Raw genomic sequence first — 14,991 nt, 5'->3', positions numbered from 1 at the left:
AGCATAGGAAAGGAAATCCTTTTATATGCTTCTTCTACCCTATAAATGATTATAACTATTCATGTTTTAATCAATTGTAAGCACTTATATTGGTAAAGCTTATAATTGATTAGGGCGTGACTATTGGGTGAGAGAGTAAAGCCCTACCTAAATAAAAATATAGAAAAATATTTCGAAATCAAGTAAAACTTTAAAAATAAATGACTTCGTAATATACAAGGAGGAAAATTATGGAATATGTAGTGGAGATGCTAAATATAACAAAAGAGTTTCCTGGCATTATAGCGAACGATAATATTACACTACGATTAAAAAAAGGTGAAGTTCATGCTTTATTAGGTGAAAACGGAGCAGGGAAATCAACTTTAATGTCCGTCCTTTTTGGAATGTACACTCCTGAAAAAGGGATTATAAAAGTAAAGGGTAAAGAAGTTAAAATTTCAAATCCAAATGTTGCAAATGAACTAGGAATTGGAATGGTTCACCAACATTTTAAATTAGTTTCAAACTTTACAGTAACAGAAAATATTATCCTTGGTCTTGAACCTAAAAAAGGTCTAGTTGTAGATATTAAGACAGCAGCAAAACGTATTGAAGAGCTTTCTAAAACTTACGGTTTAAATGTTGATCCATATGCAAAGATTGAAGATATAACAGTAGGGATGCAACAAAGAGTCGAAATTTTAAAAACTTTATACCGTAATGCTGAAGTACTAATCCTAGATGAGCCAACAGCAGTACTAACTCCACAAGAGATACAAGATTTAATGAAGATTATTAAGAACTTGATTAATGAAGGTAAGTCAATCATTATCATTACACATAAATTAAAAGAAATTAAAGCTGTTGCAGATCAATGTACAGTCATTCGTCATGGGAAATACATTGGTACAGTTGATGTAAAACAAACTTCTGAATCTGAAATGGCATCTATGATGGTCGGACGTCAGGTGTCTTTCAAGGTAGATAAGGTTGAATCAAAGCCAGGTGAAGTTGTACTAGATGTAAACAATTTAAGTGTTAAAAATAATAAAAAAGTTTTAGGTTTAAAAAATGCTTCTCTTCAAGTGCGAGCAGGTGAAATCGTTGGGATTGCCGGAGTTGAAGGTAATGGTCAGTCTGAACTTGTTGAGGCAATTACAGGTTTAAGACCTATTGAAGAAGGTACTATTTTATTAAAAGGACAAGATATTACAAAAAATAGCATACGCGAGCGAATTCACAGCGGTATTGCTCATATTCCAGAAGATCGTCAAAAAAGAGGTCTTGTTCTTGAATATACAATCGAAGAAAACGTAGTTTTAGAGATTTATAATCAAGAACCATTTTCTAAATATGGTGTTTTAGATAAAGCGGCAATTGCCAAACATGCTAAAAAAATTATTGAAGAATTTGATGTTCGTTCAGGTGAAGGTGCAAAAACAGTTGTTGAATCAATGTCTGGTGGAAACCAACAAAAAGCAATCATTGGTCGTGAAATTGAGCTTAAACCTGAGTTGTTAATTGCTTGTCAGCCAACGCGTGGATTAGATGTTGGTTCGATTGAGTATATTCATAAGAGATTAATAGAGCAAAGAGATAGTGGAAAAGCAGTTCTACTAATTTCTTTAGAGCTAGATGAAGTTCTTAATTTATCAGACCGCATTGCAATCGTAAATGCTGGTGAAATTATTGATGTCGTTAATGCTAAAGACACAAATGAAGATGAATTAGGATTAATGATGGCTGGTATAAGGAGAGGTGAAGGGGCATGAAAAAGGGAGGAATCATTTCTCTAATTGCCATATTATTAGGTTTACTAGCTGGAGCATTGTTAATTTTTGTAACAGGTAATGATCCAGTAGAAGGATTTACTTATTTATTCCAAGGTGGATTAAAAGATTCGGAGCGTATTGGTAATACGCTAGCTACGGCTACCCCGTTAATTTTAACAGGACTTTCTGTTGCTTTTGCATTCAGAACTGGCTTATTTAATATAGGTGCAGCTGGACAAATGCTTTTCGCAGGATTTTGTGCTTCTGCAGTTGGTTTAACTGTCGATTTACCTACTCTTATCTTAGTTCCGATTATGGTAATTGTAGCTTTTATTGCAGGTGCTGCTTGGGCATTTATTCCCGGTCTATTAAAAGCTAAATTTAATGTTCACGAAGTAGTTTCGACAATTATGATGAACTGGATCGCATATTGGACTGTTTATTATTTAGTTCCGCAATACTTTAAAGGTAGTACTGAAACAGAGTCAAAAATGCTTGCAGATTCTGCAACATTAAAAATGCCATTTTTATCTAGTTTATTTGGAGATTCATATATTAACTTCGGTTTATTTATTGCAGTAATTATGGTTATCGTAATTTCATTTATTATTAATCGTACAGTATTAGGATATGAATTAAAGGCAGTAGGTTACAACCGTAGTGCTGCTGAGTATGCAGGTATTTCTGTAAATAGAAATGTTATTTTATCAATGATGATTTCAGGTGGACTTGCCGGTTTAGCAGGTGTTGTTCAATTCGCTGGTAACGCATCATTAATTCAAATTGGTGTTTTACCAACTGAAGGATTCGACGGAATTGCCGTGGCGCTTTTAGGAATGAATACTCCAATTGGCGTATTTTTCTCAGCTATTTTCTTTGGACTATTATATTCTGGTAAAGGCTTTATGAGTGCAATGACTTCAATTCCACCAGACATTGCTGATGTTATCATTGCAATCATTATTTATTTCTCTGCAACTAGTATTTTAATTAAAAAAGTTATAGATCGAGTAACCAAATCACGCAAGTACAAAAACAGCAATGTAGGAGAGAAGGTGAAATAAGGCATGGATTTAATTATACAAATTTTCCCGTATGCAATTGCCTATACGATTCCGTTATTAATCGTAGCATTGGGTGGTTTATTTTCTGAGCGAAGCGGTGTCGTAAATATTGGTTTAGAAGGTTTAATGGTTGTTGGTGGTTTCTCTAGTGCCTTAACAATTTCAAAACTACAAGAAACACATCAAGGTGAAGTTTGGGTAATCTGGGTAGGAATTCTTGTAGCAGTTCTTACAGGTGCTTTATTTTCTTTACTACATGCATTTGCAAGTATCAACTTACATGCAGATCAAGTTATTAGTGGTATCGCAATTAATATGATTGCAGGTGCTTTAACAATCTTCTTAGCAAGAAATATTACTGGATCAGGAAATATTAGTATTAATGGTCTTACACGTAGTGATATTCCTTTATTAAAGGACATTCCAATTCTTGGGGATTTGTTCTTTAAAAACACGTATTCTACAACCTGGTTAGTAATCGCTATTCTAATCATTAGTACATTCGTACTTTATAAAACTCGATTAGGGTTACGTCTACGCGCATGTGGTGAATACCCACAAGCAGCTGATGCAGCAGGTATTAATGTATACCGCATTCGTTATCTAGGCGTCATTATTTCAGGCGCATTTTCTGGATTAGGTGGAGCAATTATTTTAGTAACATACTCTGGCGAATTTACAGGAAGTGTTGCAGGTCTTGGTTTCTTAGCAATTGCTGCATTAATTTTTGGACAATGGAAACCACTTGGAATTTTAGCAGCGACATTATTCTTTGGTGTAGCTACAACTATTGCCAATGTATCGCAAGTTATCCCAAGTTTAGCTCATATACCACCATTAGCATTAAAGTTATTCCCATACGTTGTAACTTTAATCGCATTAGTTATATTCTCAAAATCATCTCAAGCACCAAAATCAGTTGGTGTTGCGTATGAAAAAGGTAAACGATAAATAATTGTTTTTAGAAGCTTCCTATTTAGTTAGGGAGCTTTTTTATTTGTTGAAATATAAATTAAAGCCCATGGAAAGCGAGCACACTGTAGTGAAAATTAAGATCACACAACTTCCTTTCGATGATAAATTACCACAATTAATGGACAAAGTTCTTTTTCAACATCATAAAGAAGTTTCCTTTATTAAATTAGGAAGCTTCTTTTTATTTGAAATAATTATTTTGGGTAAACTAAGCAGTAGGTTTTATTTTTGGTAAAATTAGAGATACAATGAAGATATTGGAAATAAATATGAGTAAATAGCAATTGTCTAAGGAGGGTTCAATTTGAATTTGTTACAGTACAAAAATAGTGATATTAACGGTATTAAACTACATGTGGTAACAACTGAAAAGTTTAAAACAAATTCGATTACGTTAAAAGTACGTGGAAAACTTGAAGAAGAAACAGTATCGTATCGCGGAATTTTACCTTATGTATTGCAAAGTGGAACAAAAGATCTTCCTACTAATGGTGAAATTAGAAGAAAATTAGAAGAATTATTTGGGGCGACCTTCTTTGTAGACGTATCAAAAAAGGGTGATTATCATGTTATGTCATTTACAATTGATATTGCAAATGAAAAATACCTTTCAAATCAAGGTTCATTATTAAATGAAGCGCTCTTGCTTATTTCTTCAATATGGCAAAATCCATTTTTAGAAAATGGGGTATTCTCAGCTAAGCATGTTGAAACTCAAAAAAGAACCCAAGTACAAAGAATTCAGTCTATTAATGATGATAAATTGAAATATGCAAATCAACGACTTGTGGAAGAAATGTTTAAGGATGAACCTTATGCGTTACTTGCAAATGGAAAAACAGAAGATGTCAATTCAATTACAGCTGAGTCACTATATAAATACTATGAAAAGGCTTTGCAGCAAGATTTAGTTGATCTTTATATAGTTGGTGATGTTGCATTTGACGAATGTAAACAACTAGTTGAAGAGAACTTTAAAAACACATCTAGTGGAAAATTGACTGTTGAAACAAAAAAAGCAACGCCAGTCATTTCTCCTAATGAAGTAATTGAAGAGCAAAAATTAAATCAGGCTAAACTACACATCGGTTATACTACTGAAATTTCGATTAAAGACCCAGATTACTTTGCACTTCAAGTGTTTAATGGGCTTTTTGGCGGATTCTCTCATTCAAAATTATTTATTAATGTTCGAGAAAAAAATAGCTTAGCATACTATGCTGCTTCTCGTTTTGAAAGTCATAAATCAATCTTAATGGTCATGTCAGGTATAGCAAGTGAAAACTATGAAAAAGCAACAACAATAATTGCTGAACAACTTGAAGAAATGAAAAAGGGAAATTTCACCGAAGATGAAATTGCTCAAACAAAATTAGTAATCAAAAACAGTTTATTAGAAAGTATGGATACTGCTTATGGAATCATTGAAACATTATTCAATGACCAAGCTGCGGGAAATGAACGTCCGATCGAGGACTGGTTCCCTGAAATCGAAAAAGTTACAAAAGATGAAATTGTGGCAGTAGCTAATAAAATAAAACTTCATACAACATATTTCTTAAAAGGTCAGGAGGGAGCATAATGGAAAAAAAGTATTTTGAACAATTGAATGAAACGCTTTATTTCGAAGAGCTTGAAAACGGATTAAAAGTATATATTCTTCCTAAACAAGGCTACAACAAAACATATGCGACCTTTACAACTAAATACGGTTCCATTGATTCTGAATTTATTCCTTTAGGAAAAGATGAAAAATTAGTTGTACCAGATGGGATTGCTCACTTTTTAGAGCACAAATTGTTTGAAAAGAAAGATGGGGATGTATTCCAGGTTTTTAGTAAACAAGGAGCCTCCTCTAATGCGTTTACAAGTTTTACACGAACTGCCTATTTATTTTCTGCAACGAATAATGTAGAACAAAATTTAATGACTTTAATTGATTTTGTTCAAGATCCATATTTTTCTGATCAAAGTGTTGAAAAGGAAAAAGGGATCATTGGTCAAGAAATTAAAATGTACGAAGATAATCCTGATTGGAGACAATATTTTGGGATGATTGCAAATTTATATGGTAAACATCCTGTTAGAACTGATATTGCTGGTACGGTTGAATCAATTTCAAAAATTACAAAAGAATTACTATATACTTGTTACGAAACGTTTTATCACCCAAGTAATATGTTGTTTTTTGTTGTAGGTCCAGTAGACCCTGAACAGACAATGAATTTAATTAGAGATAACCAAAGCAAAAAAACGTTCAAAGAAGCAAATGAAATAAAGAGATTTTTCCCAGAAGAAACTCCTGAATCTGCAGAAAAGAAAAAAGTGTTACATATGAATGTCCAATCATCGAAAGTACTCGTTGGCGTAAAAGACTTTTCTGCACCTAGAGGAGGAAGCGAATTATTAAAGCATGAATTATCAATTTCCGTATTACTTGATTATTTATTTGGCAAAGGCTCAAATACGTATCAACAAATGTATGAAGATGGATTAATCGATGATACATTCTCTTATGATTACTCTGCAGAAAATGGTTTTGCTTTTGCAATCATCGGAGGAGATTCAACTTCACCTGAAAAACTTTCTGAAAAAATAAAAGAAGTATTATTAGATTCAAAAAATCATCAGTGGGAAAAAGAAATTGTCGATCGCGTAGTTAAAAAGAAAATTGGAGGATTCTTACGCTCATTAAATTCTCCAGAATATATTGCAAACCAATTTACACGATACGCGTTCCTAGATATGCATTTATTTGACATCGTATCTGTGTTACAATCTATCACTGTAGAGGATTTAAAAGAAAGCGCTAGTCATCTAATAAATGAAGACTATATGAGTGAATTTTTCGTTCTTCCTCATTGAATGAATTAAAAGCATCCTTTATGGGATGCTTTTTTGAAATTTTAAGGGTTTATAAAGAATTTAAGTGTACTATTTATTAATAATGAATTTTTAAGTGCGTACCTCGCTGCTCTTTTATCTTTATATTTTAAACCTGCATTAAAACCTCGAATAAATGGAGATTATAATAAATGAGAAAAAGAATTCTAGTAATTGGAGCTAGTGGTGACATTGGCTTAGCAATATCAAAAAAATTAATCAATGAAAAATATGATTTAGTTGTCCATTACAATAGTAAGAAAGAGCCTCTTAATGAACTGATTGAATTGGCTAATGAAAATAATATAAATTGCCAATTCGTTCAAGCGGATTTATCAGTAAAAAATGGAGTTGAAATTTTAACATCACAAATAACTGATAAAATTGATTCAATTGTATATGCTTCTGGTTTTTCAATCTTTGGTTTGATTAACGATGTAAGCGATGAAGAAATTGATCGAATGACTCAATTACATATCAAAAGTTTAATCAAAGTAGTTAATTATTTTCTACCTAATATGGTTGCTAAAAAAACTGGTAGTATTGTCGTTATTTCGTCTATATGGGGACAAATTGGTGCATCATGTGAGGTGTTGTATTCAACTACAAAAGGTGCTCAAAATGCTTATGTAATGGCATTAGCTAAAGAATTAGGTCCAAGTGGAATAAGAGTAAATGCTGTTGCTCCAGGTGCCGTAAAAACGAATATGTTAAATTCCTTTAGTGAAGAAGATTTAAAAGAAATAGCAAATGAAATTCCAATGAATCGATTAGCTCTTCCAAGTGAAATTGCGAATACGGTAAATTTCCTAATTTCCGAACAATCTTCTTATATAACTGGCCAAATCCTTGGAGTAAATGGAGGTTGGCATACTTCTTAGTAAAATTTCCAGTCGAAAGTTATTTATTTCACATATTTTACCTTTTATATTATGGCGAAATCGTTTATTATTAAATGGAGAGTTAAGTAGTTAACAAATAGGGGGTATAGGTATGGAATTAATCGAATGGTATTTTGAATATGAAATACATAAGAATCGCCCTGGACTACTTGGAGATATTGCATCGCTAATCGGTATGCTAGGGATTAATATTTTAACAATCAATGGTGTCGACACAATGAGACGCGGCATGTTACTTGGTTGCGATAACGACGATCAAATTACAAGATTTGAATCAATTTTAAATACTATGGACAATATAACAATAATTAAACTTAGAAAGCCAACTCTAAGAGATCGTTTAGCTGTAAGACATGGTACTTATATCCAACGAGACGTAGATGATAAAAAAACTTTTCGCTTTGTACGCGATGACTTAGGTATGCTTGTTGATTTTATGGCAGAGTTATTTAAAATGCCAGGCCATAAGCTAATCGGAATTAGGGGTATGCCCCGTGTTGGCAAAACAGAATCAGTTGTTGCAGCGAGTGTATGTGCAAATAAACGCTGGTTATTTGTTTCATCAACATTAATAAAACAAACGTTAAGAAGTCAATTAATAGAAGACGAATATAATTCAGATAATGTATTTATTATTGATGGCATTCTTTCTCATAGAAGAGCAAATGAGCAACATTGGCAATTGGTTCGCGAAATTATGGCAATGTCTTCTGTGAAAGTAGTAGAGCATCCTGATGTATTTGTACAGCAAACTGAATACTCTTTAGAAGATTTTGATTACATAATTGAATTAAGAAATGATGAAAATGAAGAAATTAAATATGAACTAGTAGACCAAATGGATAAAAATGGACACAACTCGTTCTCAATGTTTGATTTTTAAAGTTAGTTGGGGTGTAATTTGTGACAGAATTAGGAAAATATTTACGAGAAGCAAGAGAAGCTAAAGGCTTATCAATTGACGATGTACAAGAGTTAACGAAGATTCAAAAACGTTATCTTGAAGCAATTGAAGAAGGCAATTATGAAATATTGCCAGGGCAATTTTATGTACGTGCATTTATTAGACAATATGCAGAAACAATTGGTGTTGACGTTTCTGGATTTCTAACTGAAAAGCCAGTGGTAGAGGAATCAACTGTGGCAAATACAGTTGCAGAAGAAGTAAAGCATGAAGAGATCCCTAGTAGATCATCAAAGCTTAAAGAACCATTAAGCAATGTGAAATCATCACGAGTAATGGATTATTTACCAAGGATACTAGTAGCGATTCTTATTATTGGAATCTGCATTGCTATTTATATGATGTTCCCATCAAAAAATGATGAAAAATCTGCGGATACGAATCAATCTCAATCTAACTCTAATTCTGAAATTGAAAAACCAAAAAATAATGCGCTAGATCAAGCTAAAAATAATAATACGAAAAAAACAGAGAAACCGAAAAATGAAGTGACTGAGCAAACGCCAGCGCAAAAAATTACTGTCGACTCTGCAGCGGGTAAACGAACTACTATTTCGTTATCTGGTACGGATGTATTTAAATTAGAAGTAGTTGCAAATGGTGAAAGTTATGTAGACTTAAAAAATGCTGAGGGAAAAATGTTCTATAGCGGAATTTTAAAACAAGGACAAACTCAAAACTACGACTTAACAGAAGAAAATGAAGTAACTGTAAATATTGGTGCTTCTAATAATGTTGAGCTACGAATTAACGATGAGGTATTTAAATATCCAGTTAGTCCAACAAATGCTGTTCACCAAAAGATTACGATTAAAAATTTAAAAATGAATCAATAGTCATCTTTAAGATGGCTTTTATTCATTTATTATAAATGCTTCATTTTTTAGAAAGTTTTGGAGGGTTTTACCATGAATTTACCAAATAAGATCACAGTTTCAAGGGTTTGTCTAATTCCATTATTTATGATTTCCGTTTTAATAGATTTTGGATGGGGAAATATTACATTAATTGGTGATTCGATACCAGTTAATCATTTAGTAGGAGCTGCAATTTTTATTATTGCCTCTGTTACTGATTTTATAGACGGTTATTACGCAAGAAAATATAATTTAGTCACTAACTTTGGTAAGTTTTTAGATCCACTTGCTGATAAATTGCTTGTTTCTTCAGCATTAATTATATTAACTGATTTTCATTATGTTCCTGCGTGGATTACGATTGTCATAATAAGTAGAGAGTTTGCTGTAACCGGTTTACGAATGATTTTAGCTGGCTCAGGAGAAGTACATGCTGCAGCAATGCTAGGTAAAATTAAGACTTGGGCTCAAATAGTTGCGATTTCAGCTTATTTCTTACATGACTTCCCATTAAATTTCTTACCTTTTTCGATTGCTGATGTAGCACTTTGGGTCGCATTATTCTTTACAGTATATTCTGGTTGGGATTATTTTTATAAAAATAGAGATGTTCTTCTTAAATCAATGTAATTAATAATATAGGGGGAAATGATATGAAACGAGCTGAAATTATCGCAGTAGGAACTGAGCTACTTTTAGGCCAAATTGCAAATACGAATGCACAATTTTTAGCTAAACATTTATCTGCTTTAGGATATCACCATCATTTCCAAACAGTTGTAGGAGACAATTCCGAACGACTTAAAAGTGCATTAGAAATTGCTTCATCAAGAAGCGATTTAATCATCTTAACTGGTGGACTTGGACCAACAAAGGATGATTTAACGAAAGAAGTTGTCTCTGAATATGTTCAAGAGTCTCTTGTTTACCATGATCAATCACTACAGTATATTGAACAATATTTTATTAAAGTTAATCGACAAATGACTGAGAATAACAAAAAACAAGCATTAGTCATTAATAACTCACATGTTTTATTGAATAAAAACGGTATGGCACCTGGAATGGTTTATGAAGCGAAAGATAAACAATATGTATTATTACCAGGGCCACCTAAAGAAATGATTCCAATGGTTGAGAATGAACTAATTCCTTATTTTTTAAAAGGGAAACAAGCAAGTACTATTATTTCGAAAGAGCTTAAGTTTTTTGGCATCGGTGAATCTATTTTAGAAACTGAAATTCTTGATTTACTTGAAAATCAATCAAATCCAACAATTGCGCCCTTAGCTAGTGAGGGAGAAGTAATGCTTCGAGTTACTGCTAGTGCCAGTAATGAACAAGAGGCAGAAAAACTAATTGGACAAGCTGAAGATAAAATACGTGAGCGTGTTGGACAGTTTATATATGGTACAAATAACGATAACTTGTTTACAGTTTTATCAAGAAAATTAAAAGATTATAAACTGACTATATCTGCTGCTGAAAGTTTAACTGGGGGTCTGTTCAGTAAAAGAGTGACAGATATTCCTGGTAACTCGTCCGTTTTTAAAGGTAGTGTTGTTTGTTATTCTAATGAAATGAAACAAAAACTTTTAAATGTGCCATCAGATATTCTTAATAAAAATGGCGCAGTAAGTTCAGAATGTGCAAAATCACTAGTTGAAAATATTCAAAGAATAACAGAAAGCAATATTTCAATTAGTTTTACTGGTGAAGCAGGACCTTCTACATTAGAAGATGTGCCGGTAGGAAAAGTATTTATCGGTATTAAAATTGGTGATTCTGATTCGATTGTAAAAGAGTTTCAATTCAGTGGCACTAGAGAACAAATAAGGTTATCAAGTGTCAAAAATGGTGCAAACTTATTGATAAAATTAATTAATTCAAGTTTTGAAAGTCAAGACTTATAAAATGAAATAGAATATTTTATAATAAAAAAGCTCGGTTAATTTAGCCGAGTTTTTTAATTTTATAGTTTCGATATTAATAAAAATCTAGTTTTATAGGTCAAAAAATACGAAACAAGCGTTTCTATTCTTTAAAAAATAAGTTTAAATACGAAAAATATCGAATAAATGTTCTATTTTTTTGTTGGCAAACGAACAAAAAACAGTTATTATATAGTTAAGAGAAAATGAATCCTAGAGGAGGAATCTTAATGAGTGATCGTCAAGCTGCATTAGATATGGCTTTAAAACAAATCGAAAAACAATTCGGTAAAGGTTCAATTATGAAACTCGGAGAACAATCAGAACGCCAAATTTCAACTATTTCTAGTGGGTCGTTAGCACTAGATGTAGCATTAGGTGTAGGTGGATATCCAAGAGGACGAATTATTGAAGTATATGGTCCTGAAAGTTCAGGTAAAACAACTGTAGCATTACATGCAATCGCTGAAGTTCAAGCAAATGGAGGACAAGCAGCGTTTATAGATGCTGAGCATGCATTAGATCCGGTTTATGCTCAAAAATTAGGTGTAAACATTGATGAGTTATTATTATCTCAACCAGATACAGGGGAACAAGCACTTGAAATCGCAGAAGCATTAGTACGTAGTGGTGCAATTGATATTATCGTAATTGACTCAGTAGCTGCATTAGTACCAAAAGCTGAAATTGAAGGTGAGATGGGTGATGCTCACGTAGGTCTACAAGCTCGATTAATGTCCCAAGCACTACGTAAACTTTCAGGTGCAATTAACAAGTCAAAAACGATTGCAATCTTCATTAACCAAATTCGTGAAAAAGTTGGGGTTATGTTCGGTAATCCTGAAACGACCCCAGGTGGACGTGCGTTAAAATTCTATTCTACAATTCGTCTAGAAGTACGTCGTGCTGAACAATTAAAACAAGGTAATGATATTGTAGGTAATAAAACGAAGATTAAAGTAGTTAAAAATAAAGTAGCACCACCATTTAGACAAGCAGATGTAGACATTATGTATGGAGAAGGTATTTCTAAAGAAGGAGAAATTCTTGATATTGGATCTGATTTAGATATCGTTCTTAAGAGTGGAGCATGGTATTCTTACAATGAAGAACGTCTTGGTCAAGGCCGTGAGAATGCTAAGCAATTCTTAAAAGAAAATAAAGAAATACGTGATACGATTAAACAATCGATCCGTCTTCACCATGGTTTAGACAACCCTGTTACTGTAACAGAAACAGATGACGAAGAACAATTCTCTTTATTAGAAGAGTAAGCATAACTTAGTTTGAAACAAACAAAAAATGTGGGCGCTTATTAAAAGTGCCTGCATTTTTTTATTTTTATATTTCATTGATTTTTCTAAAAGCAGTATTTATTGATATTCAAATTGTTATTAAATAAATAGAGAATAATTTTACTAACGTGCAAAGGCTGATAAAGCGGAAGGATTGCACGACTCCTTGGGGAAATGATAAACAGGACCCTTTAGGAACCGGACTTTAAGAGGAAAAATCAAGTCACTCATGGTAAGTAGCCAAATCAAAAAACACACGATATCAAATATATTTTTATATTTATAAGTAGTACTTTATAAATGAAAAATTCTATCAATTAACTTACTAATCACATCTTAATAAATAAATTAATGAATAAAATTTAGATTCTCATGTATGAAATCTAGTAAAAATGTAATAAATATTGATAAATCAAGTAAGTAAGCGATTTACAAGGCTTGACATCATTTGGTAAGAGATTTAATATTTAAGTGTATATTCTAAAAAAATATTACTATTTTGTGAAAAATTGAATTGAAGTGTGCTGTATGTTGATGCAATTATTTATACAATATAACAGCCGACAAAAATGAAACTAACTAAATAGCAAGAGGAGGTGAAATCATGGGTGCAAATACTATAATTTTGATCATCTTCGCATTGCTTGCCACATTCGGAGTCGGTTATGCTGTCGGATTTTTTGTCCGTAAGTCCATTGCAGAAGCTAAAATAAATGGCGCAACTAATCATGCAAATCAAATTATTGAAGATGCAAAACGTGATTCAGAAACAATTAAAAAAGAAGCTTTATTGGAAGCAAAGGACGAAATTTTCAAAATTCGTACAGATGCAGAAAACGAAATTCGAGACCGTCGTAGTGAACTACAAAAGTCAGAAAATCGTTTAATGCAAAAAGAAGAGAACTTAGATCGTAAAGATGAAGGACTTTCAAAACGTGAGTCTGTTCTTGAAAGAAAAGAGGAATCTCTTGTTTTAAAACAACAGCAGATAGAAGAAATGGAAAGCAAGATAGAAGCATTAATTGCTGCTCAACAAGAAGAGTTAGAGAGAATTTCTAGCTTAAATCGTGAAGAAGCAAGACAATTAATACTTACTAAAGTCGAAAATGAATTATCCCATGAAACAGCAATACTAGTAAAAGAAACAGAAGCTCGAGCAAAAGAAGAAGCAGATAAGAAAGCAAAAGATATTTTATCATTAGCAATCCAGCGATGTGCTGCAGATCATGTTGCTGAAACAACTGTTTCAGTTGTAAATCTTCCAAATGATGAAATGAAAGGTCGTATTATTGGCCGTGAAGGACGAAATATACGTACTTTAGAAACGTTAACTGGTATAGATTTAATTATTGATGATACGCCTGAAGCTGTAATATTATCAGGTTTTGATCCAATTCGTCGTGAAACTGCACGAATTGCACTAGATAAATTAGTACAAGATGGTCGAATCCATCCTGCACGAATTGAAGAAATGGTTGAAAAATCAAGAAGAGAAGTAGATGAGTACATACGTGAAGTCGGTGAACAAACTACTTTTGAAGTTGGTGTTCATGGAATTCACCCTGACTTAATTAAAATATTAGGTCGTCTGAAATTTAGAACTAGTTATGGTCAAAATGTGTTAAAGCATTCGATGGAAGTAGCGAACCTAGCTGGACTTATGGCTGCTGAACTTGGTGAGGATACGAAACTTGCAAAACGTGCAGGTTTACTTCACGATATTGGTAAAGCAATTGACCATGAGGTAGAAGGAAGTCACGTTGAAATCGGTGTTGAATTAGCAACGAAATATAAAGAACACCCAGTAGTTATCAATAGTATTGCATCTCATCATGGAGATGCTGCGCCAACTTCAATTATTGCTGTTCTTGTAGCTGCTGCAGATGCATTATCTGCTGCTAGACCAGGAGCACGTAGCGAAACATTAGAAAACTATATCCGTCGTTTAGAAAAACTTGAAGAGATTTCTGAATCATACGAAGGTGTAGAAAAATCATTCGCTATTCAAGCAGGTCGTGAAGTACGAATTATGGTAAAACCAGATACAATTGATGATTTACAAGCTCATAGATTAGCGAGAGATATTAGAAAACGTATTGAAGATGAACTGGATTATCCAGGTCATATAAAAGTTACGGTTATTCGTGAAACTCGAGCTGTTGAGTATGCAAAATAAAGTGGTATATGCCACTTTATTTTCTTTTTTGTAACAAAATAAAGTATTTTTTTAAATAGCTCCAACTAATACATATCTGAATTGAATCTTAGTTGAATGGCAATACATGAAAGATTCAGATTGTGCTAGTAATGGGGCTTTTCGTATTTTTGGGTAATCTAAAAGTAAAATCAATGCTGTACATATACAG

General features: G+C 32.8%; 12 protein-coding genes. All 12 read left to right on the top strand.

The annotated features are described in order from the left end of the window. Positions 1–230 precede the first annotated feature (230 nt). The 12 genes from B6K90_RS11500 (at position 231) to rny (ending at position 14,801) form a co-directional block, all read left to right on the top strand. Complete coding sequence (locus tag B6K90_RS11500) at positions 231–1,754, top strand: ABC transporter ATP-binding protein (protein WP_088012898.1); 1,524 nt, start codon at positions 231–233, stop codon at positions 1,752–1,754. After that, positions 1,751–2,818 (top strand): ABC transporter permease, encoded by a 1,068-nt coding sequence (locus B6K90_RS11495; RefSeq protein WP_088012897.1) that lies wholly within the window; start codon positions 1,751–1,753, stop codon positions 2,816–2,818. The genes B6K90_RS11500 and B6K90_RS11495 overlap by 4 nt, the downstream gene beginning before the upstream one ends. Before the next feature lie 3 nt (positions 2,819–2,821). Continuing rightward, positions 2,822–3,769, top strand: a complete 948-nt coding sequence (locus B6K90_RS11490; RefSeq protein ID WP_088012896.1) for an ABC transporter permease — start codon at positions 2,822–2,824, stop codon at positions 3,767–3,769. Between the two features lie 334 nt (positions 3,770–4,103). Continuing rightward, positions 4,104–5,375, top strand: a complete 1,272-nt coding sequence (gene yfmF / locus B6K90_RS11480; protein WP_407920517.1) for an EF-P 5-aminopentanol modification-associated protein YfmF — start codon at positions 4,104–4,106, stop codon at positions 5,373–5,375. Continuing rightward, complete coding sequence (yfmH, locus tag B6K90_RS11475) at positions 5,375–6,658, top strand: EF-P 5-aminopentanol modification-associated protein YfmH (protein ID WP_088012892.1); 1,284 nt, start codon at positions 5,375–5,377, stop codon at positions 6,656–6,658. Before yfmF ends, yfmH begins: the two co-directional genes overlap by 1 nt. 170 nt (positions 6,659–6,828) lie before the next feature. After that, on the top strand, positions 6,829–7,557 hold the full coding sequence (gene ymfI / locus B6K90_RS11470) for an elongation factor P 5-aminopentanone reductase (protein ID WP_088012891.1): 729 nt from the start codon (positions 6,829–6,831) through the stop codon (positions 7,555–7,557). A 112-nt stretch (positions 7,558–7,669) separates the two neighbouring features. Next, positions 7,670–8,461 carry a DUF3388 domain-containing protein gene (locus B6K90_RS11465; protein WP_025568772.1) on the top strand — a complete coding sequence of 264 codons (792 nt, stop codon included), beginning with the start codon at positions 7,670–7,672 and terminating at the stop codon, positions 8,459–8,461. A gap of 20 nt (positions 8,462–8,481) precedes the next feature. Beyond that, positions 8,482–9,378, top strand: a complete 897-nt coding sequence (locus B6K90_RS11460) for a helix-turn-helix domain-containing protein (protein ID WP_088012890.1) — start codon at positions 8,482–8,484, stop codon at positions 9,376–9,378. 72 nt (positions 9,379–9,450) lie between these two features. Further along, entirely contained in the window at positions 9,451–10,029 is a 579-nt protein-coding gene (gene pgsA, locus B6K90_RS11455) for a CDP-diacylglycerol--glycerol-3-phosphate 3-phosphatidyltransferase (protein WP_088012888.1), read from the top strand. Between the two features lie 23 nt (positions 10,030–10,052). After that, positions 10,053–11,312 carry a competence/damage-inducible protein A gene (locus B6K90_RS11450; RefSeq protein ID WP_088012886.1) on the top strand — a complete coding sequence of 420 codons (1,260 nt, stop codon included), beginning with the start codon at positions 10,053–10,055 and terminating at the stop codon, positions 11,310–11,312. Between the two features lie 248 nt (positions 11,313–11,560). Continuing rightward, positions 11,561–12,604 (top strand): recombinase RecA, encoded by a 1,044-nt coding sequence (gene recA, locus B6K90_RS11445; protein ID WP_088012884.1) that lies wholly within the window; start codon positions 11,561–11,563, stop codon positions 12,602–12,604. A 625-nt stretch (positions 12,605–13,229) separates the two neighbouring features. Beyond that, entirely contained in the window at positions 13,230–14,801 is a 1,572-nt protein-coding gene (gene rny / locus B6K90_RS11440) for a ribonuclease Y (protein WP_088012883.1), read from the top strand. Positions 14,802–14,991 lie beyond the last annotated feature (190 nt).

Source organism: Gottfriedia acidiceleris (genome assembly GCF_002128425.1).
In the GTDB taxonomy this organism is placed as follows: domain Bacteria; phylum Bacillota; class Bacilli; order Bacillales; family Bacillaceae_G; genus Gottfriedia; species Gottfriedia acidiceleris.
This window is presented reverse-complemented; position numbering and strand designations above follow the sequence as displayed.

Bases quoted from the DNA above. Each gene is read 5' to 3' on its own strand.
- B6K90_RS11500 (WP_088012898.1), top strand. From the start codon at position 231: ATGGAATATGTAGTGGAGATGCTAAATATAACAAAAGAGTTTCCTGGC.
- B6K90_RS11495 (WP_088012897.1), top strand. From the start codon at position 1,751: ATGAAAAAGGGAGGAATCATTTCTCTAATTGCCATATTATTAGGTTTA.
- B6K90_RS11490 (WP_088012896.1), top strand. From the start codon at position 2,822: ATGGATTTAATTATACAAATTTTCCCGTATGCAATTGCCTATACGATT.
- yfmH (WP_088012892.1), top strand. From the start codon at position 5,375: ATGGAAAAAAAGTATTTTGAACAATTGAATGAAACGCTTTATTTCGAA.
- ymfI (WP_088012891.1), top strand. From the start codon at position 6,829: ATGAGAAAAAGAATTCTAGTAATTGGAGCTAGTGGTGACATTGGCTTA.
- B6K90_RS11465 (WP_025568772.1), top strand. From the start codon at position 7,670: ATGGAATTAATCGAATGGTATTTTGAATATGAAATACATAAGAATCGC.
- pgsA (WP_088012888.1), top strand. From the start codon at position 9,451: ATGAATTTACCAAATAAGATCACAGTTTCAAGGGTTTGTCTAATTCCA.
- B6K90_RS11450 (WP_088012886.1), top strand. From the start codon at position 10,053: ATGAAACGAGCTGAAATTATCGCAGTAGGAACTGAGCTACTTTTAGGC.
- recA (WP_088012884.1), top strand. From the start codon at position 11,561: ATGAGTGATCGTCAAGCTGCATTAGATATGGCTTTAAAACAAATCGAA.
- rny (WP_088012883.1), top strand. From the start codon at position 13,230: ATGGGTGCAAATACTATAATTTTGATCATCTTCGCATTGCTTGCCACA.